Source organism: Streptomyces sp. Edi4 (genome assembly GCF_040253615.1).
GTDB lineage: Bacteria > Actinomycetota > Actinomycetes > Streptomycetales > Streptomycetaceae > Streptomyces.
This window is the reverse complement of sequence record NZ_JBEJGY010000004.1, coordinates 683,575-707,469: the sequence shown is the minus strand read 5'-3', so window position 1 is coordinate 707,469 and position 23,895 is coordinate 683,575. Positions and strand designations below refer to the sequence as shown.

Genomic DNA, 23,895 nt, shown 5'->3' with positions numbered 1-23,895 from the left:
TCGCCACGCAGAGCCATGGAAGGCCGCTGAAGGACATCAACGAGAGCTGACGCAGCGATTTATGACGGCCCGTCACCGGCAGAACAAAACGATGCTCAACGCCCGGCCGACGAGCGATGCTCCTTGTAGGCCGCGGCGGGATCGGAGGCGTCGATGTAGTGCCAGGGGGACTCGGTGACGCGCCCCTCCGAGCCGACGAAGCACTCACGGGCCCCGGCCTTGTCCTCGGCGAGCGAGAAGGCCATGGCGAAGGTGTTGAGGACCTGGAGCCATCCGCCCGAGCGGACGAAGTCCGGGTGGCGGAAGGAGTGGTCGGCGGCTTCCCGCAGCGACGCCACCACCTCGGGCCGGCGCATGTACGCGCCGCGCGAGAGCCCCCCGTCGAGGGCGAGCCAGTGCTCGATGTGCGCCATGGGGACGAGCTGGCCGAGAGCCGTGCCGCCGGGCGCGCCGAGCGCCGATTCCCGTGCGAAGGCGTGCATCTCCTGGTGCGAGCCGCCCCACTTGTCGCACACCTGCTGCAACCGCTGCTGGTGGGCGCCCAGATGGTACGGATCGCGGCGTACGGTGGCCTCGAAACGGCGCCGCGCGATGTGCTGTCCGACCTCTAGGCCCCGGCCCGTGATCTGTAGTCCGAACCAGGGCAGGGCCCACTCCGGCTCGCGCTCCGCCGCCTCGTACAGCCACTCCTCGGCCGTACGCAGCCGGGAGTGGAACAGGGCGAACTGTTCGCGGGAGACGTGCTTCGCACGCGCTCCCGTCCGTGCCTCCCAGGCCCAGTCGATGTAACGGAACCCCGCCACCAGCTTCGCGAGCGCCGCTTCGGGCTCGGCCTCTACGACCCCGGTGATCCACCGCTCGGCCCCCGCCGTCTCGCCGACGGTCCGCACCAGTTCGGTGCGGTCCTCGCGCTCCGGTCGCGCTTCGAGTATGAGCCGGACCGTCGCCCAGTCTCCGGCCGAGGCCGCCGCCCGCACCCGTCCCACATCGGGATCCCCCGAGTCACGCTGCACGCGCGCCACGGGCCGAACGACCCGCTTCCCCAGCGTGAGCCCCCATCCACGGAGCACCGCCATGTCCCCACCCCTTGTTGTGTCCCAACGGGGAGGTCAGAAGTCACTCCCTCGTGAAGGTAGTGACTATCACGCACGACTGACAATCGCACACTCTTTCCCCCGCTCCGGCCGATTGGGGCGCCCGGCCCGGAACGCGCGGGCGGAGATGGCCGAATGCGATGCACCCAGCCATCCGAGTGATGTTCAAACGTCTGATGTCTGTATAGAGTGCGGGCATGAAACGCATCAACGCACCGCGCAGGTCGGCAAGTCTGGCCGCGCAACTCGTGGACAGCCTCCGTGCACACATCGCGGCGGGCGGATGGCCGGTGGGGACGAGGATTCCGTCGGAACAGGCCCTGATGGAAGAGCTCGGTGTCGGGCGCAGCACGCTGAGGGAAGCGATCGGCGCGCTCGTGCATCTCGGACTGCTCGAGGCGAGGATCGGGGACGGCACGTATGTCCGCGCGTCCAGTGAGCTCCAGTCGGTCATGGTGCGGCGCGCGAGCGCCGCAGGACGCGATGATGTCCTCGAACTGCGCACCGTCCTTGAGGAGTTCGCCTCCAAGGCCGCCGCCCTGCGCCGCAGTGACGACCAACTGGCGCAGCTGCGCGAGCTCTTGGCCGACGCGGACGCGGCATGCGAGAGCGAGGACCCCACGGCGGCCAGGGATGTCGACGCGCTGTTCCACCGGGCCGTCGTGCGCGCCAGTGGAAACGACCTCCTCATGGAGGTGTACGACTACCTCGGCACCGCCCTGACTGCCACCCAGGGGGGACTGCCCTGGGACGCGACCGCCGCACACGAACACGCCGGTCTGCACCGCAGGCTCGTCGAGGCGATCGAAGTACGGGACGGGGACGGCGCCCGCGCCGCCGCAGCCGCCATCGTGCGCCTCACCCACGACACCGACGAGGCCGGCTCATGAAGAGCACGGAGACCGACAACCGTCCTTCTCACGCCATTGCCACGCAAGGAGACCTGTTAGGCAGGTCCACCCACGCCGCGCTTCCGCGAGAACTCGACGCGCGCACCGCGCGCCGCGCCGCGCAACTGCACGCGAGCGACCCGCAGTTCCGTGCCGCCACTCCACTCGCCGCCGTCACCGACGCGCTCCGGGAGCCGGGACTGCCCCTCGTCGAGATCGTGTTCACCGTCATGGCCGCCTACGCGGACCGCCCCGCTCTGGGCGAGCGCGCCGTGGAGACGGTCACCGACCCGGACACGGGACGCACCGGGACGCGTCTGCTGGGACGCTTCGAGACGATCACCTACGGGGAGCTGTGGGAACGGGTGGGTGCCGTCGCCTCGGAGTGGGTCCATCACTCCACGCCCCTGAGCCCGGGTGACTTCGTCGCGCTGCTGGGTCCCCCGAGCGCCGAGTACGCCGTCGTGGATCTGGCGTGTGTCCGGTCGGGCGCCGTGTGCGTACCACTGCCGTCCGGTTCCGCGGCCGACCGGCTGGCCCCCATCGTCGAGCAGGCCGCCCCGTGTGTGCTGGCCGTCGACGTGACGCAGCTGGATGTCGCCCTCCGCCTCGCGGCGCGCGCGCCGTTCCTGCGCAGGCTCCTGGTGCTGGGGCATCGTCAGGAGGACGTGCGACACCGGGAGTTGGTGGCCCGGGCGCGTGATGAGCTGGACACTCAGGGCCACGGCACCACCCTTGACACGCTGGCATCCGTCATGGCACGCGGCAGCGCGCTGCCGGCGCCGCCGCACCTTCCCCCGTCCCCGGAACCCGACCCGCTCGCCACGCTGCTCTACACCTCGGGCAGTACGGGCACCCCCAAGGGCGCGATGTACACAGAGCGTCTGGCCAAGCAGTTGTGGGTCGACTTCGTCCCCGGCCGGCCGGCGTGGCCGGCCATCGTCTTGAACTTCATGCCGTTGAGCCACATGGTGGGGCGCGGGGTGCTGTTCAGTACGCTGGCCAGGGGCGGCACCGCCTACTTCACGGCGTCGAGCGACCTCTCGACGCTCATCGAAGACCTGAGCCTGGTCCGGCCCACCGAACTGATCATGGTGCCGCGCATCTGCGACATGCTCGTACGGCGCTACCGGACCGGACTGGCCGGCTTGGACCCGGGGAGCGCCGACGCGGTCGCGGGGCTCGAAGAAGAGCTGAGGGAGCAGACCGTAGGGGGCCGCCTCCTGTGGGCCGTCAACGCCTCGGCGCCCCTCGGCGCCGATGGGAAGGCGTTCATCGAGGACTGTCTGCACGTCAGGATGGTCGACGGCTACGGCTCGACGGAAGCCGGGATCGTCACCCTGGACGGCCGTGTCCTGTGCCCGCCGGTGACCGCGTACAAGCTGGCGGACGTGCCCGAACTGGGCTATCTGAGCACCGATCTGCCCCACCCGAGGGGCGAACTGCTGATCAAGTCGGACCGGCTCGTGCCCGGCTACTACCAACGGCGGGACGCCACCGCGGCCGTCTTCGACGAGGACGGCTTCTACCGCACGGGCGACATCATGGCCCGTACCGCCGCCGACACCTTCACCTACGTCGACCGGCGGGCTGGCGTCCTGAAGCTGTCCCAGGGCGAATTCGTGCCGGTGACCCGCCTGGAAGCCCTCTTCGCCACCGGCCCCCTCGTCCGGCAGGTCTTCCTGTACGCCAACAGCACGCGCCCCTACCTGCTCGCGGTCGTCGTGCCCACCCCCCGGGCGCTCACCGACGCCGACGGGGACACGGAGCGCCTGCGCAACGCCCTGCGCGAGGCGCTGCGAGGGACAGCCGAGGACAACGGCCTCAACTCCCATGAGATACCAAGGGACTTCCTGATCGAGACCGAACCGTTCAGCCAGGACAACGGTCTGCTCTCCGGGCTGCGCAAGCCCCTGCGGCCCGCTCTGGCCGGCCGCTACGGCGAGCGTCTGGAGGCGCTGTACACCGAGATCTCCGACCGCGAGGCCGACCGGCTCGGCGCCCTGCGCAGGGCCGGAAAGGACGGCCCCGTACACGAGACGGTTGTGCGGGCGGCGCTGGCGCTGCTCGGTCACCGGCGGGACGACGCGCGGCCCGACACACACTTCCAGCAACTCGGCGGGGACAGCCTTTCCGCCGTCTCCTACGCCCAGTTGCTCAAGGACATCTACGGCATCGACGTCCCCGTCGACGTCGTCATCAACCCGGTCAACACGCTCCGGCAGGTGGGGGAGTACGTCGAGCGGGCGCTGGCCACAGAACACTCCCGGCCCACGGCCGAGGCCGTCCATGGCCCGGGCGCGACCCGACTGCGCGCCGAAGACCTGCGCTTGGAGGCCTTCTTCGACGCCGCTGCCCTACCTGCCCCCGCCCGGCCGGCCGATCCGCTGCCCGAGGCGAAGACCGTCCTGCTGACCGGCGCCAACGGCTACCTGGGACGGTTTCTGTGCCTGGAATGGCTCCAGCGCGTCGCGGAGCGCCAAGGCAGGGTGGTGTGCCTCGTGCGGGGGAAGACCGACGAGGCGGCCCGCGCGCGGCTGGACGCGGCCTTCGACAGCGGCGACCCCGAACTGCTCGCCCGTTACCGCGCGTTGGCCGCGAACCACCTGGAGGTGATCGCGGGCGAAGCGAGCGAGCCCGCACTCGGGCTCGACCCGGCGACCTGGCAGCGGCTCGCCGACACGGTGGACGTGGTCGTCCACTCGGCGGCGCTGGTCAACCATGTCCTGCCCTACAGCCAGTTGTTCGGCCCCAACGTGCTGGGCACGGCAGAGCTGATCAAGCTGGCGGTCACCTCCCGGATCAAACAATTCACCTTCATCTCCACGGTCGCCGTCGCCCTCGACGCCCCTGCGGCCGCCGAGGAGTCGTCGGACATCCGCGCGGCCTGCCCCGCGTACGCCATCGACGCCACCTACGCGAACGGCTACGCGGCCGGCAAATGGGCGGGCGAGGTGCTGCTGCGCGAGGCCCACGACACCTTCGGCCTGCCGGTCGCCGTGTTCCGCTCGAACCTGATCCTCGCCCACCCGCGCTACCGGGGCCAGCTCAACATCCCGGACGTCTTCACCCGGCTCCTCCTCAGTGTGCTGGCGACCGGGACTGCGCCCGGCAGCTTCTACGCCGAGGACAGCACGGGCGGCGGCGCGCACTACGACGCGCTCCCGGTCGACTTCACCGCGCAGGCCATCACCGCGCTGGGGGACGGCGCACGGGCGGGCCACCAGACCTACAACGTCGTCAACCCGCATGAGGACGGCATCTCCCTGGACACCTTCGTCGATTGGCTGGCGGCCGACGGCCACCCCCTGACCCGCGTCCACGACTACGACATCTGGCTCCGGCGTTTCGAGACCGCCATGCTCCGCCTGCCCGACCGCCAGAAGCAGCACTCGGTGCTCCCGCTGCTGCACGCCTTCGCCCATCCGCAGCCGCACCTTCCCGGTTCCGCCCTTCCCGCCCGGGCATTCCGCGCGGCGGTGCGGGCGGCCGACCTCGACCCCGAGCGCGACATCCCCCACCTCACGCGGGACCTGATCAGCAAGTACGTCGCGGATCTGCGGACGCGAGAGCTGTTGTAGGTCACGGGCAAACAGGGCGTGTACGTGATCGCGGAGACCTTGAGGCACCGGGCGTCACGCGGCAGGCGTGAAAGCAGGGCCCCAACTGCCCGCGTGCACAAGGTAGTTGAAAACAGGGCAGTCGAGGCACACCTCGTCCTGGTGGCACAAGGTATCCCCGTGGGCCATGTCGGGACGGGTCTCGGCCGTAGGCGTCGCGATCCGTTGTTCCCCGCCCGTCCGCACCGGTACAGATGGGCGGGACCAGTCGGTACAAGGAGGGGAAAATCATGAAGAAGACGAAGAAGAGGACCACGAGGAGGACCGCCGGTATCGTCCTCGGCCTGGCGTTGGCGGGCGCGCTGGGGGTTGCGGGCTCGGCCGAGGCGCAGGGCCGGCCGTCGGTCGCGGCTCCGGCCCCGGCGCCGGCCGTCGGCGCGCCGGCCACCGCCGCTCCGGCCGCCGAGGCCCCCGCCTCGGTCGTCGCGGAACTGAAAACGGCGACGAACAAGGCACGCACCCGGCTCGCGCCCAACGCCCGGGTCATCTGTTACGCGGCGCACGTCCAGGACATCGGCTGGCAGCCCGCCGTCTGTGACGGCGCGGTGGCGGGCACGACCGGACAGAGCCGCCGGATGGAGGCCGTGGCGATCTCGACCAGCGGTGTCGGGGGCGTGTGCGCCAACGCCCACCTCGCCGACATCGGCTGGCAGGGCTGGGTGTGCGGCTCGGACGGACAGGTCGTGACGGTCGGCACCACCGGACAGTCGCGCCGCATGGAGGCGCTGGGCGTGCAGGTCGGCTCGGGCAACGTCGGGGCGCAGGCGCACGTGGAGGGCTACGGCTGGCTCACCGCGGTCACCGGCAACCCGGTCTACGCGGGAACCACAGGCCAGTCCCGCCGTATGGAGGCCGTACGCGTCTGGGTCTGACCCGGATGCCTGACGGCCGCTGACGGCTGACATCCCATAGCAGGGGTGGTGAGCAGGGGTGGTGCTCCGAACCGGGGTGCCACCCCTGCGCCCGTGCGTGCGCCGGGGCCGCGTCGGCCAGGAGCTCGCGCATACGGCGAGCGATGTGCGTCATGGCCCCTTCATGCCCGCGACCCCCACGAGGCGGTCCCGAAAACGAGGAGGGCGACGGCGGCCAATCCGGGCGCGGATGAGCCGGGAGTGATATCAGGCCGTATGCAAACATTTCTGCCCTGCGCCGGATTCGCGGACTCCGCCGAGGTCCTGGACCGGCGCCGACTGGGCAAACAGCGGGTCGAAGCCCTCCAGGTGTTCCGGGGCCTGACCGTGCCGGGCTACGGATGGCGGCGCCACCCCGCCGTACGGATGTGGTCCGGATACGAGGAGGCCCTGGTCTGCTACGGCCTGGTGATCTGCGCGGCGTGGACGGCGGCGGGCGGCGCGGACACCTGCGCCGGGACGCTGACGGAGGACTACCGGCGATGGCATGACACCCACGCCACGCGAACCATGCGCCACACCCGCGCCACACGACCCTTGCGCAACACCCGCCCCGCACGGCCCGTGCGTACCCAGGAGGAACTTGCCCGCGCCGGGGAACTTCCGCCCTGGCTCGGTTCACCGGAATTCCACCGCAGCCACCGGTCGGCGCTGGTGCGCAAGGAACCGGACTTCTACCGGCCGCTGTTTCCCGAGGTCCCGGACGACTTGCCCTACGTGTGGCCGACGTCGGACCGGGAGCGGCGCATGGAGGAACCGTAGGGGCGGGCGCCAGGAAGGTCCAGGGGGCGGCACCGGCCTCAACCGCTGTGCCGCACAGCTCAGTTGACGGACACGACCACTGGCCGGACGTGAGGGCGTGACGGTCCGGCGCGCACCACCGTCGGCACCGGGCGTCGGCCGCTCACGGCAGCAGCGCTGCGGCGAGCTCATGGGGCCGGGCTGCGAACGGGCTGTGGCTGCCTGGAAGGGTGCGCACGGTGAACGAGTCGCCGGGCATGGCCCGGTCGGCTTCCGCGATCATCAGATCCTGCACGGCCGCAGGCAGTGCCCGGTCGTCCGCGCAGCGCAGAAAGGTCCGAGGGATACGCCCCCACCGGTCCGGGGTCACGATGACCGGAGTGGAGGGGATCGCCAGCGGGAGATCGGGGCTCAGCGCCGAGCGCCAGCGGTCGAAGCGGTCCAGAGGGGTGTCGTGGTAGTGGGTCTGCCGCAGCTCCTCGATGTAGGCGGGGTCCTGCGAGAGCGGGTTGATCCGCACGGCGCCCAGTTCCTCGGGGTCGCCGAGGTTCAGACTCCCGCCTCGTGCCGCGGCCTGCTCGGGGGCGTCGAGGTAGTCGAAGAACCGGGGCCGTCCTGCGGGTACGAAGGCTGAGAGGTAGACGATCTCGTCGACGAGCCCGGGTGCGCTCTCGGCGGCGAGCGACGCGGGGCCGCCGCCCGCGCTGTGCGCGACGAGCACGACACGACGGTGGTGGCGGGCCTGGTGCAGCGTGTCAAGGACGGCCTCGGCGCTGTCGTCCATCGTCACGGTGGCGAGCTCGGACTTCTCGGTCAGCAGGCCCGGCTGGCCCGGCTGGAGGTATCCGCTGGGCAGTGGCGCGTCGAAGCCGTGCCCCGGCAGGTCGACGGCCATGCTCGAGGCACCGAGTGCGGCGAGCGCGCGCTGCGTCGGCGCCCACTGCGCCGAACTGTGCCAGGCCCCGTGCACGAAGACGAAGACGGTGTCTGTGGGAGAAGTAGCAGTCATGACCGCATTCCACGCGACCCGACGCCGGTCATCCATCAAAAGATCTGACAAGCTGGCGCACGATACCTGTGAGATATCGCGAGACATGAAGGGACGGGTTGGCATGGAGGCGCGGCACCTGCGGTACGCACTGGCCCTCGCCGAGCACGCGCACTTCGGCCGGGCGGCCGGTGCGCTGGGCATCGCGCAGCCCCCGCTGTCCAAGCAGATCGCCGACCTCGAACGAGAAGTGGGCGCCCGCTTGTTCGACCGCACCCGCCGGGGGGTGTTCCCGACAGCTGCGGGCGCGGCCTTCCTCCTGCGGGCGCGCAGAGCGCTCGACGAGATCACGGCGGCCTCGGTCGACGCGGCCAGGGCGGCGCGTGGCGAGACGGGACGGCTGCGCCTGGGGTTCATCGCATCGGCGCTGCTCGAACCCCTGCCGGACGTCATCGGCCGGTTCGGGCGCGAACGGCCCGACGTGCGGCTGGAACTGCACGAGATGGCGACCAATCGCAGCACAGCCGCGCTCGTCGCCGGGGAACTCGACGTGGCGATCGGCCTGGGTCGTCCACGAGGCGTCGGGGCCGAACAGTTGGTTTCGGTCCCGATCGGACACGATCACCTCGTCGCGGTCGTCAGCAGTACACATCCGTACGCGGGGCAGCCGTCGGTGGACGTGGGCCAACTGCGGCGACAGCCGCTGATCGTGGCACCGGGCGAGGACGAACCCGCCGTCCTCACCGGCCTGCGGACCCTGCTGGGCAAGGACTCCCCGGCGCTCTCCGGCGCGACCGTCGCGCGGGACATCCACACCATCATCGGCCTCGCCGCCTGCGGGGTGGGCGTCGGTCTTGGGCCCTCCCGCATGCTGACGGCCCCACGACGGGGCACATGGTTCTGCGAGGTGACCCCGCGCACACCCCTGCCCGACCTGATCCTGTCCTTCCAAGCCCGCGACCCCTCCCCGGCGTTGAACGCCTTCCTCGACGTCATCCGCCAGAACTGCCCCGAGGTCGGAGCCGCCCTCAACCACCGGATCGGCCCCACGGACCAAGATGAAGACGACGACGGGGCCCCGATTCCTGCCTGACGTCACTTCACCGGGCGAGCGAGCTCCGGTCGTCCGGCTCCTTGGAGCCTGCCGCCCCGTCTCATACATGCGCCCGGGGGTCGAGAGCCCCAGCCGCCAGGGACAAGGGTGCTGCCGCGAGTGAAGAGTGGCCGCCGCCGCGCGATCAGGGCCTTCCGTCATGTCGGCCGGGCCGACGCGCCTGAAGTACACCAGGCCGGCCTGGCCCACGAATCGCTTCTTGAGCATCCACGTGCTGACGCCGCTCTGGATCCGCTCAGACAGGCCCGCCACGGTAACCGGCACCAGTGACACCGCTCTGCCCGTTCTGACCGCTGTCATCAGCGGCGCTCAACTCATCGGGAACAGATCACGGTAACGAGGGTGAACGACGCGTAGAAGGTGCCTTCAGCGAGGCTGGCGAACCAGCGCTCCCCGCGCTCCCGCTCCACGTACCCGCCGTTGATGGCCTGCTCCATGTTGCGGCCGAGCCCCAGCGTGTGGTCCGCATCGGCGAAGTCCCTGAAGACCGGTGTCGTCGCGACCACCGTCTCCACGCGGAAGCCCGCCTTCTCGGCAAGCCGACCCAGGCTGCGTCCGATGGTGGCGTTACGGACTACTTCTTCTGTGGTGTAACGAGTGAAGTCCCGACTGGTCCGAAGATCCTCCGCGTTGACGGCCAGCGTGTCCCAGTCGGGTTCGACGAGTCCGACCAGGGCGCCCGGCCGGCTGACAAGGTGCAACTGGGCGAGAGCGGCAACAGGCTCCTTCACATGCATCAGAACCCGGTCGATCTTGGCTCGATCCACCGATCCCTGATCGATCGGAAGCGCGTGAACGTCGCCCTCCCGGATATCCACTCCGCGCAGGCCGCCCGTACGTTCACGCGCTTGGGCAAGCATGGCCGGATCACGATCGACGCCGATCACTGTGCCGTGCTCGCCCACCCGCTCAGCCAGTGCGGGAAGGTCAGTACCCGGCCCGCAGCCGACATCCAACGCGGTGTGACCAGGAGAAATGTCCAACAGGTCGATGAGCTGCTGCTTGTAGGCACGGCCAGCGTTGCTGGCTGCCGCCCGCAACATGTACGAGGCTTGTTCCGGCCGGGTCACACCAAGAGTTGTCGACATACACGCAAGTCAAGCAGACGGAGGCTGCGAACCATCAACTCGGCTCCGCCGTGCGGCCGTTACGGACTCCACAGCTCCGAATCATTCGACAAGCTCCTCACATCTGAAATGTGAAACAGGCACTGCCCTTGTTCTTTAACATCAGGATCTTCGAGGAGTAGCGGATGAGCCTTGGGTGGATCCGGCCCCATGCCGGTTTCGGCCTTGCCGTAGTTGGTGGTGTCGGTGTCGGTGTCGGTGTCGGTGTCAGTGTCGGTGACGGCGGATCGCGGGCTCGGGCCAGGTCTCCGGTTTGGTGACGCGGGACTCCGGGCCGTGCGAGCTGGGCGGCGGTGGCCGGGGTCGCATCGTCTACCGGGCCGAGCCGGACCGCGTCCAGGTCGCGGTTCAGGATCGCGGTCCAGGAAGTGGCGCCCGGCTCCAGCACGGCCACGAAGGAGTAGGGGCAGCCCGGGATGAACTGCGACGCCGACTTCTCCCGACCGTAAACGTGGCAGAACGGTCGCTCTGCCGAGCACGGTGCGTCCACCAGCTCGAACAACTGGTCTCGCCGGGCGGCCAGACATTCGTAGAACGCACCCCGAAAAGCGCGGGCGATCACGGCTCCGGCGCCGAGGAGGTCTTCGAGGGCGGGCCTGAGGCTGCCGTCGGTCCAGCACTCACCCGCGGCCACGACCAGTACAGGTCGCTCGACCGTTCCATAGCCATGAGCTGCCAACCATCGAGCGACAGCAGTTGCGTTCCTCAGTGCCCCAGCAACCACCGTCGCCTCCCCGGCCGCGGCAGCGATGGTGGACCCATTGGGCGAAGGGAGTACCAGCCGCGAAGTCAAGGGAGCCCGCCGCAGTGCAGCTGGTGACAACGGCCATGGTGACGTCTCGGTGGCCAGGATCCGCCCGACGGCCAGTCGAGCCTGCGCCTTGTCAGCGAAAGCCTCGGCGGTCTCGTCACGCCAGCGATGAGGGAACACCCGAGTCCCCGACTCGACCGCAACCGTCACCGACGTCGTGAACGACAACACGTCGACGACGACAAGGCAGGCGGTGTCCTGCGCAAGAAGCTCCGCGCCGACTGGCCCCCACCCGAACCGCACGCCATGTTTGACCTGCATGAACCAATCACCCATGATCGGAGATCATGCCAGGGCCCCCTGTGGAGACTTCCTGATCGAGGACTGTCTCCACGCACGCTGGGAGGCCTCGGACGAGAGAGAACCAACCCCGGCTCACAGTACGGGAGTTGGTCACAAGAATCGGCTTCCTACAACATCGGGCTCGGGGTCCGGCCCAGGGCCCGGGGACGGTCGGTGGTCGCCGCGCTCGGAGTCCGGCCCGTATCGCTCGAAAGGCCGCAGGTGCGGGCCCCGCCTTCGTAGTGCGTCATGGCGCACTCCTCGTGGCCCTTCCCGCCCCGCCGACCAGCGTCGTGGAAAGGTGAGCTCACGCAGGTCGGCGACCACGCGCGATATCGGGTGGCTCGGGACCCGGGCGGGACGTCAGCCCGCGGCCAGCACCCGCTCCAGCCAGGAGCGACGGGCCTGCCACGCCGCCCGGCTGATCACCGCGTCCGGGACCACCAGGTCGAAGGTGTGATAGCCGCCGGACCACACGTGCAACTCGGCGGAGCCGCCGGCCCGCCAGATCCGGTCGGCGTAGGCGACGGCCTCGTCGCGCAGAGTCTCCGCGGAGCCGACGTCGATGAACGCCGGCGGCAGTCCGGACAGATCCGTGGCGCGGGCAGGCGCGGCGTACGGTGACACGTCCGCTCAGCGCGGCCGCCAGGCCACCGCCGGCACTCGTCCCCGCGACGACGATCCGGTCCGCGTCCAGGCCGAGTTCGGCCGCGTGCTCGACGGACCACAGCAGTCCGGCGTAGACATCGTCGAGGGGCGCGGGATACGGATGCTCCGGCGCGAGCCGGTACCCCGCCGAAATCAGCGATGCTCCGAACCGCTCGGCCTCGTCCAGTAGCCGTTCGAGGAAGAACAGGTGCCGCGGGTCGCCGCTGAAGTAGCCACCGCCGTGCACGAAGTAGATGACGGGGCGCGACGCCGCCGGACCCGAAACGGCGGCAGGCGTACAGATCAGCAGCTCGGCCTCCGAGGTGCCGGACGCCCCGGGAACCGAGTGCGAAGTCACCTCGAACCGTCCGCCCTGCCGCAGCTCGTCGAGTGTTGGCACCTCTGCGGCGTCCTCGGCCCGGACCTTCGGCAGCCGCTCCATGCTCATCGGGCCCGAACCGGCCTTCTGCACGGCGCGGTATCCGTCCAGCAGCGCCGCATCGAAAGGTATTGCCGCCATCAGTCCACCTTCGTGAGATTGCGCGCGCCACCCCTGGGGACGGCGATCGTGTGCTCCGCGTGCGCGCTGCGTGATCCATCGCTGGAAGCGGGAGTCCAGCCGCCCAAGGCAGTGTAGATCTTGCCCAACGCGGCCGCCCCCCAAGGTTTCAGGGCCCGCGCCGGACCGGGACGCGGCACCGGGCCGGAGCGTGCAACCGGTCGTACTCGAGGGTCCCTGGGCGCGGGATTCCCAGGGGACGGTACGGAAAATCTGCGGCAGGGGCAGTCAGCGGAACAGGCGGAAGAACCCGCGCACCTGCTGGACCAGTGACTCCGGCCGCTCCAGCGCGGCGAAGTGGCCACCATGGGGCAGTTCCTCGAACCAGCTCAGGTCGGTGAAGCGCAGTTCGGCTTCCCGCCGCGACGGGCGGGTTATGTCGCGCGGGTAGATTGACAGCCCCGATGGCGCGCTCACCTTGTCGCGAAAGTGGGCGAAGCTCTCCCAGTACAGGCGCGCCGACGACGTGGCCGACGCGGTGAACCAGTAGACCGAGATCTCGTCGAGGATCGTCTGCCGCGACAACGCGTCCTCGGGATGGCCGTCGTTGTCCGTCCACGCCCAGAACTTCTCGGCGATCCAGGCGGCCTGTCCCGCCGGGGAGTCGGTGAGGCCGTAACCGAGCGTCTGCGGCCGGGTCGCCTGGATCGCCGAGTACCCCCGGCCGGTGCGCCGCATCTCCTTCTCGGCCTCGAGATTGGCCAGTTCCGCGGGCGTCGGGTCGTCGAACGCGCCCGCCGCCACGGATCCCAGGTTCAGGTGCACGCCGACGACCCGCCCGGGCGCCACCTCGCCCAGCGCCCCGGAGACCGCCGAACCCCAGTCACCGCCCTGCGCGCCGTACCGTTCGTAACCCAGCGAGACCATCAGCGTGTCCCAGGCGCGCGCGGTGCGCGTGACGCCCCACCCGGTCGTCGACGGCTTGTCGCTCCAGCCATAACCCGGCAACGACGGGGCGACCACGTGGAACGCGTCCGCCGGGTCACCGCCGTGCGCCCTCGGGTCGGTCAGCGGACCAAGGACCTCCAAGAACTCGAGCACCGAACCCGGCCATCCATGCGTGAGCACAAGCGGGAACGCGTCTGGCTCCGGCGAGCGGACATGCAGGAAATGGATCCCCAGCCCGTCGATCGTGTCGCGGAACTGCGGGAACACGTTCAGCCGCGCGGCGAACCCGAAGTCGTAATCCTCGGCCCAGCTGCGGCAGAGCTCTTGCGCGTACGCCAACGGCAGACCCTGCGACCAGTCGTCCACCGGCTCACGCTCGGGCCACCGTGTCCGTCGCAATCTGTCCCGCAGATCCACGATCTCGGCTTCGGTGACACTGACCTCGAACGGCTCGGCCGACACGGCACATCTCCTTACGAGTCAGGGCGTCATCGGATCAGATGCGGCTGGACCGACAACGCGGGTTCGCACGGCCGGCGTCGGGTCGCGGGCGGTGATCAGCGGCAGGGCGCCGGGCGAGGCTGAGGATGAGTCCGAGTGGTTGCGGCGTCGTCCCCTGCCGAATATGGCGTGACATGCTAAAGCTCTTTTGAGTGTAACGCTACGGAGCAGTGAGGAGATATATCAAATGCGGGACGCGTGTTACAGCCCAGTGGTCGTCCAGACGGCCGTCGACCTGGCCAACACCTTGAGGCCGGTCAAGGGAGAGGACACGCTCGAGACCGTGGACCAGCTCCGGGACTTCCTTGACGACCATCCCGCGGCTGAGTCTCCGAGTTCGGCCGCGAACCAAGGGGCCGGCCCGCGGCAGCTCACCCGCGCCGACCTGGCGGAAGTGCGCGCGGTGCGCGAGACGGTGCGGCAGGTGCTCGAACGGGCGGCCGCGGACGCGGTCGAAGCCGCGGCCCTGATCAACGAGGGTCTTCGTCGCAGCCGCGCCACTCCCGTACTGCGTCATGAGGACGACCGCTGGTGGACCGAGGTGACCTCCGACACCGACCGCTGCTCGGCGCGCCTCGCCGCGACTACGCTCAGCGCGCTGGCTTCCGTGATCGCCACGCTCGGTCCCGCTCGTCTCGGCGTATGTGCCGGGACGGCCTGCCGGGCCACTTTCGTGGACCTCTCGCGCAACGGCTCGAAGCAGTACTGCACCCGAACCTGCGCACACCGCGCCGGCGTCGCGGCCTACCGGAGCCGACGCAGCCAACGTTGAGCGCCGCCACCTGCCCCTGCCGGGCCGGCGCCGGGAGAGCTCTGGGTTCCCCGAGCGCGGCGAGCCTGGAGCGGTAAGGCTCCCTCCAGGCACCCGACTTGAGTCCCTGGAAGAACCCGAACTGGAACTTGCGGTCGACGTGGCGTCGTTGCGCTTCCAAACAACACGGAAAGGCTCAGACGACGCCGTGGGCGGCGAGCTGCTGGGCCACGGCCTGGATGCGCAGGGCCTGGCCGGCTCTGCCGCACGAGGCGGGCAGCAGGAAGGTGCCCTGGTGGTAGTGGAAGCCGTGGACGGAGAGCGTCGTGCGGGCCTCGATGGGGACCGTCGCCAAGGGCGTGCCGAAGGTGCCGTCGGTGTATCGGGTGAGTGTGAGGACCTGGTCGACCTCCAAGGACGCGGGGCGGCGCGGGGGCTCGGGTTGTATCTGCCCGACATGGCGCACGGCGGCCAGGGCGCGCTGGTAGCGGGGCAGGAGAGAGCGGCTGACCGCGACGGTCGCCCGCAGGGGGTCGGTGCTGACCTTGATGCCGTTGGGTTCCTCGACGCCGGCGAAGTGGTGCGGCTTCAGGCCCTCGTCCCGGGTGAGCGGGACCACGAGGAAGTGGTCGCGATGCAGTGGACGGTCGACGACGCACAGCCGCTGTCCGTCAGGGCCGGACAGTTCCCAGTTTTCGGCGTACGAGTCCTCCCCGTCGACGAGACCGGGCGCCGGCACGTCCGGCCAAGCGCGCGCCTCACTTTGCGAGGTCGAGAGGAACCTGATAACCGCCCGCGCTCAACACCGTGGCCATACGATTCTTCGCCGCTTTGAGGTCCTTCCCGGCTTGGACCAGCTCGCGCAGTCCCTGGCCGAAGAGGCGGGCGTTCTTCTGGTTCAGACCCTGACGGCAATCCCGGCTGCCCTGCGCCGCGTTGGTCCCGAACCGCGTCCACGACAGTCCGGCTTGCGCGTCGGGAACGCGGAAGTAGTTGCCGTTCGCCCAGGGAGCCAGCAGGCCCAGCTGGTCACAGGTGGTGCCGATCGGGCCCATGTCGAGCCACGCCGTCTTCTTGCTCACGGCCGCGGTGTTGATCTGGCTGATCAGCTGGTCGGAGCCGGTGGTGCCGTGGTCCACAATCCACAGCCCGCCCAAGCGGCCCCAGGCGTGGACCTGTGAGGCCAGGAGCGAGGCGTCGACCGGTGTGGTGGGCACGTGGACAAACCCTCGTGTCGCCGTCTGGACGCCGGAGGGTGTGGTGGTCATGACGTACGTGCGCTCAAGGAACACCATCTGCCCCACAACGATCGCCACGGCCGTCGCGGCGACGCCGTAGAGTCCGAAGCGCAGCCGTCCCGGCCTCCTGGGCGGGGCGAGCGGCGGGCTGGAGCCCGCAGGTGCACGGTGGTCGTCCCCGCGCCGGCGCAGCCTCAGCACCACGGAGCCGGCTCCGGCCACGACGAAGGACAGGATCGCGGTGGTCACGACCACACTGCTCAACAGGAACGGAAAGATCTGGTGGTGCCATCGGTCCCAGGGCGGCTGCCAAGTGCAGTCCCTCCCCACGGTGTTCAGCACCGGAAGGCACCCGTCCGTGGTGACGACGAGGGACATCCCGAGGATTCCCGTCAGGGCCGCGGTCTCGGCGGCGATCAAAGTGGCAAGCAGCCGGAACTGGCCGGCCGAGGCGAAGCCCGCCACCGCGGCGCCCAGAGCGCTCGCCACCAGGGCGAGCAGGATCCACACGACCTGCGCCAACGCGAAGTGGCCGGAATGCGGCGGCCGCGACTGCCAGTGGTGGAGATACGCCTCGACCCCGATGACCATGACGGTCCCGATGGCGCCACCGGAGAACCCGGGGACCAGGACGCGCCGGAGCGGCGGCAGCGTGAGAGTCCGTGGCCACCCGCCGTCGGGGCCGGTCCGCACCCGGGCCATCCACCGAGGGACGCCGTCGGTCGGGCCGGCCGCCCAAGCCGCCGCGGGCACCGTCCAGACGAGGGCCACGGCCACGGGGACCAGTGGTATCAAGAACAGGAAGTTCAGCCAGGAGAACGCCTCTGCTACCGCGGTGAGGGTTGCCGAGTGCTCAAGTCCTGATGCGGAGAACAGGGCCCGCAGGCCGGCCTCGACCCCGGCGATCGATGGCGAGTAACCATTGGCGAGACCTACCCCGATCAGCGCCCACCAGCTGAACCAGACGAGCAGGATCAGACAGCTCGCGCTCAGGCCGATCGCCATCGGGACCAGCAGGCCGCGGCCGCGCCACGTCCTGGCCGCCAGCCGCGCGCACTGCGCGGTCCACCACATGACCGCCACGCCCGCGCCGATCGTCAACAGAAGCGCCGCTGGTCGCGTCGGCCACCATTGGGCGCCGTTTCCAGAGGAGTTCCCGGTGAGCAGATCACCCGCCGCCATCCCCAGGCCGAGCCAGAAGCCCACCCGGATCCCCGACGGAGCAGGCCGCTCCGTCGACGCGGCGAAGGCCACCGACCGCCACAGCGCGACGCCGACGACGCCGGTCACCACCAGCGCCGGAACCAGCGCCACCGCCTGCTCCAGCCACATGCTCATGTGGTAGATGAACGGACTCAGATACGTCAGCAGGTCCACGGAGAGGAGGATGGCCACGACGCCGACGAGGAACGTCGGCAGCGCCTGGACACCGAACACCGGCGCGGGATCGTCGAGGTTGTGCCGCCGCAGTTCCAGTCTCGGGTGGGACCGCCACAGCTCGGTGAACGACGCCCAAGCCGCTTGGGCCCTGCTGCCTTCCGGCGGCGGTTGCCCCACTTCCCATTTGCGTTTGGTGGCGCCGTGCCGCACGGCGGCCAAGTCGGCGTAGAGCTCCCGGGTCCGCAGCACGTCCGAGCGCGCGAGGTAGACCAGTGCCAGGGTGACCAGAGGGATCAGGACGGCCCGGGCCAGACCGGGCGTCACCGTCGGCGGCCAGTGCCACAGTTCGGTGTTCCGGTAGATCTGATCGCCTTCCCACACCGCGTAGGGCAGCAGGATGACGGCGACGAAGACCCGCCAGAGCGCGACGGTCGCGTAGGTGAGGGTGATGTCACGGTTCTTGATGTGGGCGAACTCGTGCAACAGCACGGCCCGTGCCCCGTCCTGGTCCTCGGCGTCGAGCAGGCCGTTGGGGACGGACACGACCGGCCGGCGGTCGGTGCCGAACACCTCCGCGCCGCGCGACTTCGCTGCCATGTCGAGCACCACCGTCGGCGGACCGTTCAAGCCGGCGGCCAGCGCGAGCTCTTCGAGCAGGGCTTGCGGTCGGCCCTCCTCGTCGGGTGGCGGCAGAGGCACGATGTACCGCCGCCTGCGCATGAGCACCGGCAGCACCGCGAACACGCCTCCGGCGACCACCACGAGCCCGGCCGGCCAGGCGGCCAGGGCCCACAGTGGCAGTCCGGGTGCGTACTTGGACTGGCACGCTGCGAACGGCACCTCCTGGGCCATCTCCTGAGCGTAACTGGACGCCTCTCCGGCATGCTGGGGATCCACACCCGCGGCGAGCTCGCAGCCGACGTAGTCCGGCTTCGTGGTACGGAACTGCGAGACGACCGGCAGCATCATCGAGGCGCTCAGTGTGAGCAGCAGGACCACCAGCATCATGAAGCGCAGGCTGGTGCCCGCGACCAACGTCCGCTCGTCGACTCTCAGATGAGACCTGTCCGTGGCCTCAGGCACCGGGTCAGTGCCGCTCCGGCCGGTCATCGCCGCGCTCCAGCCGACTGGTCACGAGGTCGGCGATCTCGGTCGCGCGCCGCTGCGAGATCCCGCGCCGCCGGGCGCTCTGCTCGACGATCCCCCGCACGCGGGACAGCTGGTCCTCGTTGAGGGGCGGGAGAGGGGCCGGAGCGCCGGCAGCCGTGCCCCGCCGTCGTAGCACGCGGCGGAACGTCACCTTCATTCCTCTGGTCCCCGCGTCGACTCCCTTGCCGACGACCTCGCGCAGGGCCTCATCAACTGCCATCCAAACCACCGGCGTCAGCACCAGGACGACGTCGTTGAGTCCGAATCCGATCGTTCCGCCACCGCGCCGCCGACCGCCCAGCCACTGCCGGACCTTTTCGTCGTCGTGGCGCAGGAGCCCGTCCAGGGCCTTCACTTCGCCCGGTTCCAATTCGGCGACCACCGCCCGAACGACGCCCCGAAGCGTCACCTGATCTGAACCAATTGCCTCAGAACCCATGGCTTTCCCCCGTTGGTCGCCACCGTAATCGCGCCGAACCTACGGCCATTGAACCAAAGTTCACCTCTCGGCGGCAGAGAGAGAACGACGTGCACGATGACAAGCAGGGCCCCACGTTGGACGTGATGACGTTCCGTCTGCGATACCCGGGCTACGACCGGGCACAGCATCAGCTCGCCTACCTGCCGGGTCGACCCGAGCACGTCCCGGTCCTTACTGGAGCAGCCAACACCGGCGGCACCGACTTCATGGCGCGACAGTTCTTTGCCGCTCTCTGCCGCTCTCTGCCGCTCTCTGCCGCGGGCTACAGCGTGACGTTCCCGACGATCGAGGGGTACCGCGAGACCGGCGCGACGGTCGTGAGCCGTCTCGTGACCCGCCCGCTCGACACAGGCGGTCACGTTCCTGCCGCACCGAGCGGTCGGCGTGAGCGTGGACACGGTCGAAGGCTCGGTCGACATCACCGGACTCGCGGCGCCGTCGCGGAACGCGACAAGGAACAAGAGGGAAACCAAGCGCCGCTTCCTTGAGGCGTGCCGCCTCGGGCAGCCGGTGGGGTGGATCGTGCCGGACCAGCCGGTCCAGCCGCGGATGATCCTGGGCGCACGTGAACCGGCGGGGTCCTGCTGCGGCCCACCGAAGTCGACGGCACGGAGCCCATATAGGCGGGCGTGGCCACCCTCGGACGGGCCGGTGGTGCCGGGTGGCGCCCGGTAGTCCAGGGTCGCAATTGCCTCACCACCGCCCTCAGAACGGCAGGGACACCAGCGCAATGAGCCAGATGACCGCCGGGACGCAGCACAGGACGCCCCACACGCCGGTCAGGAGGAAGGCGACCACGGCGGGCCCCAGCCAGGCCAGCCGGGTGTGTGCGTGTACGCGGGAAGGGTCGCGGGGGTCGTACGTGATCTCGTCACGGGTCCCTCGCGACCAGGTGGGTTCCACCCTCTCCTGCCCGTCGAGCGTGCGGAAATGGACGACGTAGCTGACGCCCGAGTCCGCGGTCGTCGTCAGGTCGAACTCGTACCGCGCGTGGACGGTCACGCCCCGCCGCCACGCCATCCACCTGCCGTCCAATTGGGACATCGTCACCCACAAAAGCAGCAGGCCGAGCCCGGCGGGCAGGAGCAGCCAGGCGACGACGCCCTGGACGGGGTCGACCGGCAGGAGTACGGCCAGGGGGAGGCCCAGGACCGTGTACCAGAGCGCGCGCCGCCACCACGGGCTGCCGTGCAGAACCCGGTCGCGCAGGCCGGTCAGCACACGTACGGGCCACACCCGCACCGTGTACCGCTGTGGCTGGCGCCGCTTCCTCGACCGGCCGGCGTCAGCGATGATCGCGTCTATCTCCGCGCCGAGCGCGCTGATCACGTCCTGATCGCGGTGACGGACCGTCATCGACAAGCCATCACCGGCGTCCTCGACGAGGAACACCGTCAGCGACTTCCCGGCCGCCTCGACGCGGCGGATCCCCGTCCCCGGCACGACGACGGTCGTACGCCCCCGGTTCCAGTGCAGCGCACCGCCCTCCACCCACGCCCGGGTGCGGCCGCCGGACAGGACGACCCCGGTGGCTGCCTCACGTTTTGATTCCCCCACATCGGCGGACCTTAGGCCATGGCAGGACGGTCCGTCAGGCGCCTGGCGCCCTCACGCGCTCGACGCGCGGATCCTCGACTCCGGGAGGATCGAGAGGTGATGGCGGGCCCGGGTCGGGCCGGTGAGGCGCAGGGCCGGCAGGTCCACCGCCGATGGCTCGCCGGGCGTCACGGGGACCGGCACGGCTCCGCCGGGCTCGTATTGCCGGGTCTGCTGTTGTCCGCGCTCGGCACCGGGCTCATGGCGCTGACCGGCCATCCGGTTGCTGTGATCATTGCTGTCGGTCTGTTCGGCATCGGCTTCGGCGTTGCCCAGAACGCCAAGCTCACGCTGATGTACGCGCGGGTCTCCGCCGCGGCCAGGGCACGGTCAGCGCAATGGGGAACTTCGCCTACGACGCCGGCATGGGCGTCGGCGCCGTCGCCTTCGGCCGGCTGGCTGCCGGAACTGGCTACTCGTGGGCGTTCGCGCTGATCGCCTGGCCGTGCTCGGTGCAATTCGGCCCCGCTCCGCGCGCGCCGAGCGGAAGGCGCCTGACCGGCAAAAGACCAGGTCAGGCGCCTATTTTTGAGGCTCTAGAAGAACCCGAGCTTCTTCGGCGAGTACGACACCAGCAGATTCTTGGTCTGCTGGTGGTACACACGCTGTCTTCCCTCTGACCTGCGGTGACGGGTCGAATCGCCGGTTGCGAAGTTGACTTGGTCCGCCCCTGGTCCGCCCCTGGTCCGCCCCTGGTCCGAATCTTGGCCGGTCGCTCCGGTGTGTGGGGGAGGCTTCCCTTTGGTCCCACATGGCACAGCTGGGCGAGAGCGTCCCTGCGGCCTGCTCGGTCACCAGACCCGCATGCGCCGACCGCAACCAGCGGGAGGCTCTTGATGGCAGTGGCCACCGCGCGTGGGAGATGGCGCAATGCGCGCGACCGGCCAAGCCGTCGCCATATGTCATGTTGACGCGCGGCGGGCGACATCGCCTGGGTACGTGAACAGCGTCCCGCCCTCTACCGCGCGTTGCCGGCGCACCGCCGTCCCGACTACGGCAGCGAGACTGCGCCCATCGCACGGGATGTACTCGCCCAGCAGATCCGCATCGAGATGGGGCCGGGTTTGGACGGAGAAGACATCGACTACACCGTCAAGGCCATCCGGAAGGTGGACACCATCTTCGACCAGGAGATTCGGTGACGCTCGACGACGCCACGCCCGATCCGCCTGAAGACCACGAACCCGCCGCGAGCTCCCTGCACCTCGAACTGCGGTACGGAGAGCCCCCGCTGACGCGCGAGCAGGCGGCGACGCCGGCCGCGCCGCGCACCCAGCGCACTCGGACGTGAGCGCCTGCGAGGCGTGCGGGTACGGCCACGCCAGGCCAGCCGCATGGCGCTGCGGCTTCCGGATCGCTGAGTGCCCGCCCTGCGGCTTCCTCTGGGTCGACCCCATGCCGACCGCGCAGGACATGTGGCCGCCCGAACTGGTCGACCCGCCCGGGGAGGAGTCCGTTCGCGCCGCGAGCCGGCGCCTCGTTGTGGCGGTGACCACGATCGTGGCAAAGGCCGCAGCCCTCGGGACCGAGCGGGTGCTCGCCGTCTCACACGGCGGCCCGTTGAGGTGGTTGCTGTGCCACCTGCTCGGCGTACCCCTGCGACGCAGCAGGATCTTCCGACACGACCAAGGACGCTTCCATGTGTTGGTGGTGGACGACCAGCTGTCACTGACGAAGACAATCGCCCTGAACACCGCCGAGCAGCCGGAATGGGGAGACCCGCCCCGGAGTCACGATGACACGCTCGGGACGTCGTCGATGGGAAACGCAACGCCATGACACCTGTGCCCGTCATCGTGGTCACCGGGCCGTCCGGGACCGGGAAGACCGTCACCTGTTGGGAGATCCGCGAGATTCTGCGCGAACGCAAGGTGGCCCACGCCCTGATCGACATGGACAACATCCGGTGGTGCTACGTCCCCGGCTCCCCGGACCGATTCAACCGTTCCCTCGGCGCCAGGAACCTTGCCGCGCTGTGGGCCAACTTCCAACAGGCCGGCGCCGACCGTCTCGTCCTGAGTGGCATCGTGGAGCATGCCGAGGACGTCGGGCTCATCGAGGAGGCGGTGCCCGGCGCCCACATCACGGTCTACCGACTCCACGTGGCCGGCCCCACCCTGGAAGACCGCATGCGCGAACGGGAACGCGGACGGGGCCTGGCCCGCAACCTCAGCAGGGCGATGGAGCTCGCCGAGCCCATGGCCCGCAACCGGATCGAGGACCACCTGATCGACGCGGACCGCGGACTCGACGAGATCGCTCAGGAAATCGTCGACCTGAGCGGCTGGCTGTCCTGACCGAGCACGGGAGCGTGCGATGAAACTGAGTCTGCTGGTGACCCAGGAGAAGATCCTCGGGCTGCCGAACTCTGCCGAGGTCAAGCGCCTGTGGTGACGCCGTCGTGGCCGCCCACCCCGACTCCACGGGCGACTCGCGCCTGGTCGGATACGTCGTCCCCGCCCCCGGCGCCGACGTCAACACCCGAGCGCTGCGCACCCGGATGTCCGGCAGGCTCCCCGCCTACACGGTGCCGACGACGAGGGGGAAGCTTCAGGTCGCTGCCGCGAGGGTGTCGTTGCCGGCTCGGTGCGCCAAAGAGCCGGCCGGTTGAAGCTCCTGGTTTCCCCTTGGGGAGCCGCCGTTTCTCGTAGCGTGTCTCGTGTCAGAAATCAGTATGTGGACGCAGGGAGCACGCGGTGGATCCTGTATCGGCGGGGTTGTTGATGGCGTTGGCGGGTGGCGCCGGGGGCGAGGCTGGGCGACAGGCGTGGGCAGGGCTGAGCACCCTGGTGCGGCGCCCCTTCCGCGGCGTCGGAGAGACTTCGGAAAGTTCGTCGGCAACGTCCGGTGAAGGAGAGCTGAGTCGGTTGGAAGAGGCCCCCGCTGATCAGTCGCGTGCCCAGGCGTTGAGCGAGGCCCTGGCCGCACGAGCGACGGCCGACAGAGGCTTCCGCTCAGACCTGAGCCAGTGGCACGAGCTGGCCATGACGTTGCGCGTCGTCGAGGGCAAGACGACCAACCACATCAGCGGTGGCACGTTCCACGGGCCCGCCGTTCTGGCTGAGAACATCTCCGGTGGACTCACATTTACGACGCCCCCCTCCAGCAGCAGCTCACCACCGGACG

General features: G+C 69.8%; 21 protein-coding genes and 3 pseudogenes. 12 read left to right on the top strand and 12 right to left on the bottom strand.

Annotation, left to right across the window (positions count from 1 at the left end; genetic code table 11):
- Positions 1-95: 95 nt before the first annotated feature.
- Positions 96-1,076 (bottom strand): hypothetical protein, encoded by a 981-nt coding sequence (locus tag ABR738_RS05205; RefSeq protein WP_350228775.1) that lies wholly within the window; start codon positions 1,074-1,076, stop codon positions 96-98.
- A gap of 215 nt (positions 1,077-1,291) precedes the next feature.
- On the opposite strand from ABR738_RS05205, the gene ABR738_RS05200 reads away from it, so the two are divergent.
- The 4 genes from ABR738_RS05200 to ABR738_RS05185 all read left to right on the top strand — a co-directional run bounded on the left by ABR738_RS05200 (position 1,292) and on the right by ABR738_RS05185 (position 7,277).
- Entirely contained in the window at positions 1,292-1,984 is a 693-nt protein-coding gene (locus ABR738_RS05200) for a FadR/GntR family transcriptional regulator (RefSeq protein WP_350228774.1), read from the top strand.
- On the top strand, positions 1,981-5,565 hold the full coding sequence (gene car / locus ABR738_RS05195; RefSeq protein ID WP_350228773.1) for a carboxylic acid reductase: 3,585 nt from the start codon (positions 1,981-1,983) through the stop codon (positions 5,563-5,565). Before ABR738_RS05200 ends, car begins: the two co-directional genes overlap by 4 nt.
- A gap of 269 nt (positions 5,566-5,834) precedes the next feature.
- Positions 5,835-6,476, top strand: coding sequence for a polysaccharide deacetylase (locus ABR738_RS05190; protein WP_350228772.1), 642 nt, complete (start codon positions 5,835-5,837; stop codon positions 6,474-6,476).
- 255 nt (positions 6,477-6,731) lie between these two features.
- A complete protein-coding gene (locus tag ABR738_RS05185) occupies positions 6,732-7,277 on the top strand; it encodes an MSMEG_6728 family protein (RefSeq protein ID WP_350228771.1) in 546 nt (181 codons plus the stop codon).
- Between the two features lie 142 nt (positions 7,278-7,419).
- On the opposite strand, the gene ABR738_RS05180 is transcribed toward ABR738_RS05185, so the two are convergent.
- On the bottom strand, positions 7,420-8,265 hold the full coding sequence (locus ABR738_RS05180; protein ID WP_350228770.1) for an alpha/beta hydrolase: 846 nt from the start codon (positions 8,263-8,265) through the stop codon (positions 7,420-7,422).
- Positions 8,266-8,368: 103 nt separating this feature from the next.
- On the opposite strand from ABR738_RS05180, the gene ABR738_RS05175 reads away from it, so the two are divergent.
- Positions 8,369-9,337 carry a LysR family transcriptional regulator gene (locus tag ABR738_RS05175; protein ID WP_350228769.1) on the top strand — a complete coding sequence of 323 codons (969 nt, stop codon included), beginning with the start codon at positions 8,369-8,371 and terminating at the stop codon, positions 9,335-9,337.
- 335 nt (positions 9,338-9,672) lie between these two features.
- Here ABR738_RS05175 and ABR738_RS05170 read toward each other — a convergent pair whose 3' ends face one another.
- From ABR738_RS05170 to ABR738_RS05150, 5 genes and pseudogenes are all read right to left on the bottom strand, one after another.
- Positions 9,673-10,446: a methyltransferase domain-containing protein gene (locus ABR738_RS05170; protein ID WP_350228768.1), complete on the bottom strand. Its 774-nt coding sequence runs from the start codon at positions 10,444-10,446 to the stop codon at positions 9,673-9,675.
- Between the two features lie 319 nt (positions 10,447-10,765).
- Positions 10,766-11,047: pseudogene (locus ABR738_RS37730) on the bottom strand (hypothetical protein); the annotation flags it as partial.
- Between the two features lie 39 nt (positions 11,048-11,086).
- A pseudogene (locus ABR738_RS37725) lies at positions 11,087-11,557 on the bottom strand (2-phosphosulfolactate phosphatase); the annotation flags it as partial.
- 384 nt (positions 11,558-11,941) lie between these two features.
- Positions 11,942-12,674: pseudogene (locus ABR738_RS37720) on the bottom strand (alpha/beta hydrolase).
- A gap of 339 nt (positions 12,675-13,013) precedes the next feature.
- Entirely contained in the window at positions 13,014-14,135 is a 1,122-nt protein-coding gene (locus tag ABR738_RS05150; RefSeq protein ID WP_350228766.1) for an epoxide hydrolase family protein, read from the bottom strand.
- Between the two features lie 226 nt (positions 14,136-14,361).
- Here ABR738_RS05150 and ABR738_RS05145 point away from each other — a divergent pair, with 226 nt between their 5' ends.
- Positions 14,362-14,946, top strand: a complete 585-nt coding sequence (locus tag ABR738_RS05145) for a CGNR zinc finger domain-containing protein (RefSeq protein ID WP_350228765.1) — start codon at positions 14,362-14,364, stop codon at positions 14,944-14,946.
- Positions 14,947-15,121: 175 nt separating this feature from the next.
- On the opposite strand, the gene ABR738_RS05140 is transcribed toward ABR738_RS05145, so the two are convergent.
- From ABR738_RS05140 to ABR738_RS05130, 3 genes are read right to left on the bottom strand one after another with little or no spacing between them, the layout of a single operon-like run.
- Complete coding sequence (locus ABR738_RS05140; protein WP_350228764.1) at positions 15,122-15,664, bottom strand: hypothetical protein; 543 nt, start codon at positions 15,662-15,664, stop codon at positions 15,122-15,124.
- Positions 15,665-15,683: 19 nt separating this feature from the next.
- Positions 15,684-18,626 (bottom strand): M48 family metalloprotease, encoded by a 2,943-nt coding sequence (locus ABR738_RS05135; RefSeq protein ID WP_350228763.1) that lies wholly within the window; start codon positions 18,624-18,626, stop codon positions 15,684-15,686.
- A 4-nt stretch (positions 18,627-18,630) separates the two neighbouring features.
- Entirely contained in the window at positions 18,631-19,131 is a 501-nt protein-coding gene (locus ABR738_RS05130; RefSeq protein ID WP_350228762.1) for a hypothetical protein, read from the bottom strand.
- 89 nt (positions 19,132-19,220) lie between these two features.
- On the opposite strand from ABR738_RS05130, the gene ABR738_RS05125 reads away from it, so the two are divergent.
- Positions 19,221-19,661: a hypothetical protein gene (locus ABR738_RS05125; RefSeq protein WP_350228761.1), complete on the top strand. Its 441-nt coding sequence runs from the start codon at positions 19,221-19,223 to the stop codon at positions 19,659-19,661.
- Positions 19,662-19,878: 217 nt separating this feature from the next.
- Here the strand turns inward: ABR738_RS05125 and ABR738_RS05120 are convergent, their stop codons facing one another.
- Together ABR738_RS05120 and ABR738_RS05115 are read right to left on the bottom strand one after the other, a co-directional pair.
- Complete coding sequence (locus ABR738_RS05120) at positions 19,879-20,730, bottom strand: DUF3592 domain-containing protein (RefSeq protein WP_350228760.1); 852 nt, start codon at positions 20,728-20,730, stop codon at positions 19,879-19,881.
- A 51-nt stretch (positions 20,731-20,781) separates the two neighbouring features.
- Positions 20,782-20,988 carry a hypothetical protein gene (locus tag ABR738_RS05115; RefSeq protein ID WP_350228759.1) on the bottom strand — a complete coding sequence of 69 codons (207 nt, stop codon included), beginning with the start codon at positions 20,986-20,988 and terminating at the stop codon, positions 20,782-20,784.
- 119 nt (positions 20,989-21,107) lie between these two features.
- Here ABR738_RS05115 and ABR738_RS05110 point away from each other — a divergent pair, with 119 nt between their 5' ends.
- The 5 genes from ABR738_RS05110 to ABR738_RS05090 all read left to right on the top strand — a co-directional run bounded on the left by ABR738_RS05110 (position 21,108) and on the right by ABR738_RS05090 (position 23,380).
- Entirely contained in the window at positions 21,108-21,389 is a 282-nt protein-coding gene (locus ABR738_RS05110; RefSeq protein WP_350228758.1) for a hypothetical protein, read from the top strand.
- A gap of 518 nt (positions 21,390-21,907) precedes the next feature.
- A complete protein-coding gene (locus ABR738_RS05105) occupies positions 21,908-22,060 on the top strand; it encodes a hypothetical protein (RefSeq protein WP_350228757.1) in 153 nt (50 codons plus the stop codon).
- A gap of 104 nt (positions 22,061-22,164) precedes the next feature.
- Complete coding sequence (locus tag ABR738_RS05100; protein ID WP_350228756.1) at positions 22,165-22,548, top strand: histidine phosphatase family protein; 384 nt, start codon at positions 22,165-22,167, stop codon at positions 22,546-22,548.
- Positions 22,545-23,066, top strand: coding sequence for an AAA family ATPase (locus tag ABR738_RS05095; RefSeq protein WP_350228755.1), 522 nt, complete (start codon positions 22,545-22,547; stop codon positions 23,064-23,066). Before ABR738_RS05100 ends, ABR738_RS05095 begins: the two co-directional genes overlap by 4 nt.
- Before the next feature lie 104 nt (positions 23,067-23,170).
- Positions 23,171-23,380, top strand: a complete 210-nt coding sequence (locus tag ABR738_RS05090) for a hypothetical protein (RefSeq protein ID WP_350228754.1) — start codon at positions 23,171-23,173, stop codon at positions 23,378-23,380.
- Positions 23,381-23,895: the final 515 nt, after the last annotated feature.

Excerpts from the sequence above, each read along its gene's own strand:
- ABR738_RS05205 (WP_350228775.1), bottom strand. The coding sequence starts at position 1,076 with ATGGCGGTGCTCCGTGGATGGGGGCTCACGCTGGGGAAGCGGGTCGTT.
- ABR738_RS05200 (WP_350228774.1), top strand. The coding sequence starts at position 1,292 with ATGAAACGCATCAACGCACCGCGCAGGTCGGCAAGTCTGGCCGCGCAA.
- car (WP_350228773.1), top strand. The coding sequence starts at position 1,981 with ATGAAGAGCACGGAGACCGACAACCGTCCTTCTCACGCCATTGCCACG.
- ABR738_RS05190 (WP_350228772.1), top strand. The coding sequence starts at position 5,835 with ATGAAGAAGACGAAGAAGAGGACCACGAGGAGGACCGCCGGTATCGTC.
- ABR738_RS05185 (WP_350228771.1), top strand. The coding sequence starts at position 6,732 with ATGCAAACATTTCTGCCCTGCGCCGGATTCGCGGACTCCGCCGAGGTC.
- ABR738_RS05180 (WP_350228770.1), bottom strand. The coding sequence starts at position 8,265 with ATGACTGCTACTTCTCCCACAGACACCGTCTTCGTCTTCGTGCACGGG.
- ABR738_RS05175 (WP_350228769.1), top strand. The coding sequence starts at position 8,369 with ATGGAGGCGCGGCACCTGCGGTACGCACTGGCCCTCGCCGAGCACGCG.
- ABR738_RS05170 (WP_350228768.1), bottom strand. The coding sequence starts at position 10,446 with ATGTCGACAACTCTTGGTGTGACCCGGCCGGAACAAGCCTCGTACATG.
- ABR738_RS05145 (WP_350228765.1), top strand. The coding sequence starts at position 14,362 with ATGCGGGACGCGTGTTACAGCCCAGTGGTCGTCCAGACGGCCGTCGAC.
- ABR738_RS05130 (WP_350228762.1), bottom strand. The coding sequence starts at position 19,131 with ATGGGTTCTGAGGCAATTGGTTCAGATCAGGTGACGCTTCGGGGCGTC.
- ABR738_RS05115 (WP_350228759.1), bottom strand. The coding sequence starts at position 20,988 with ATGGCCGGTCAGCGCCATGAGCCCGGTGCCGAGCGCGGACAACAGCAG.
- ABR738_RS05110 (WP_350228758.1), top strand. The coding sequence starts at position 21,108 with ATGGGGAACTTCGCCTACGACGCCGGCATGGGCGTCGGCGCCGTCGCC.
- ABR738_RS05100 (WP_350228756.1), top strand. The coding sequence starts at position 22,165 with ATGCCGACCGCGCAGGACATGTGGCCGCCCGAACTGGTCGACCCGCCC.
- ABR738_RS05095 (WP_350228755.1), top strand. The coding sequence starts at position 22,545 with ATGACACCTGTGCCCGTCATCGTGGTCACCGGGCCGTCCGGGACCGGG.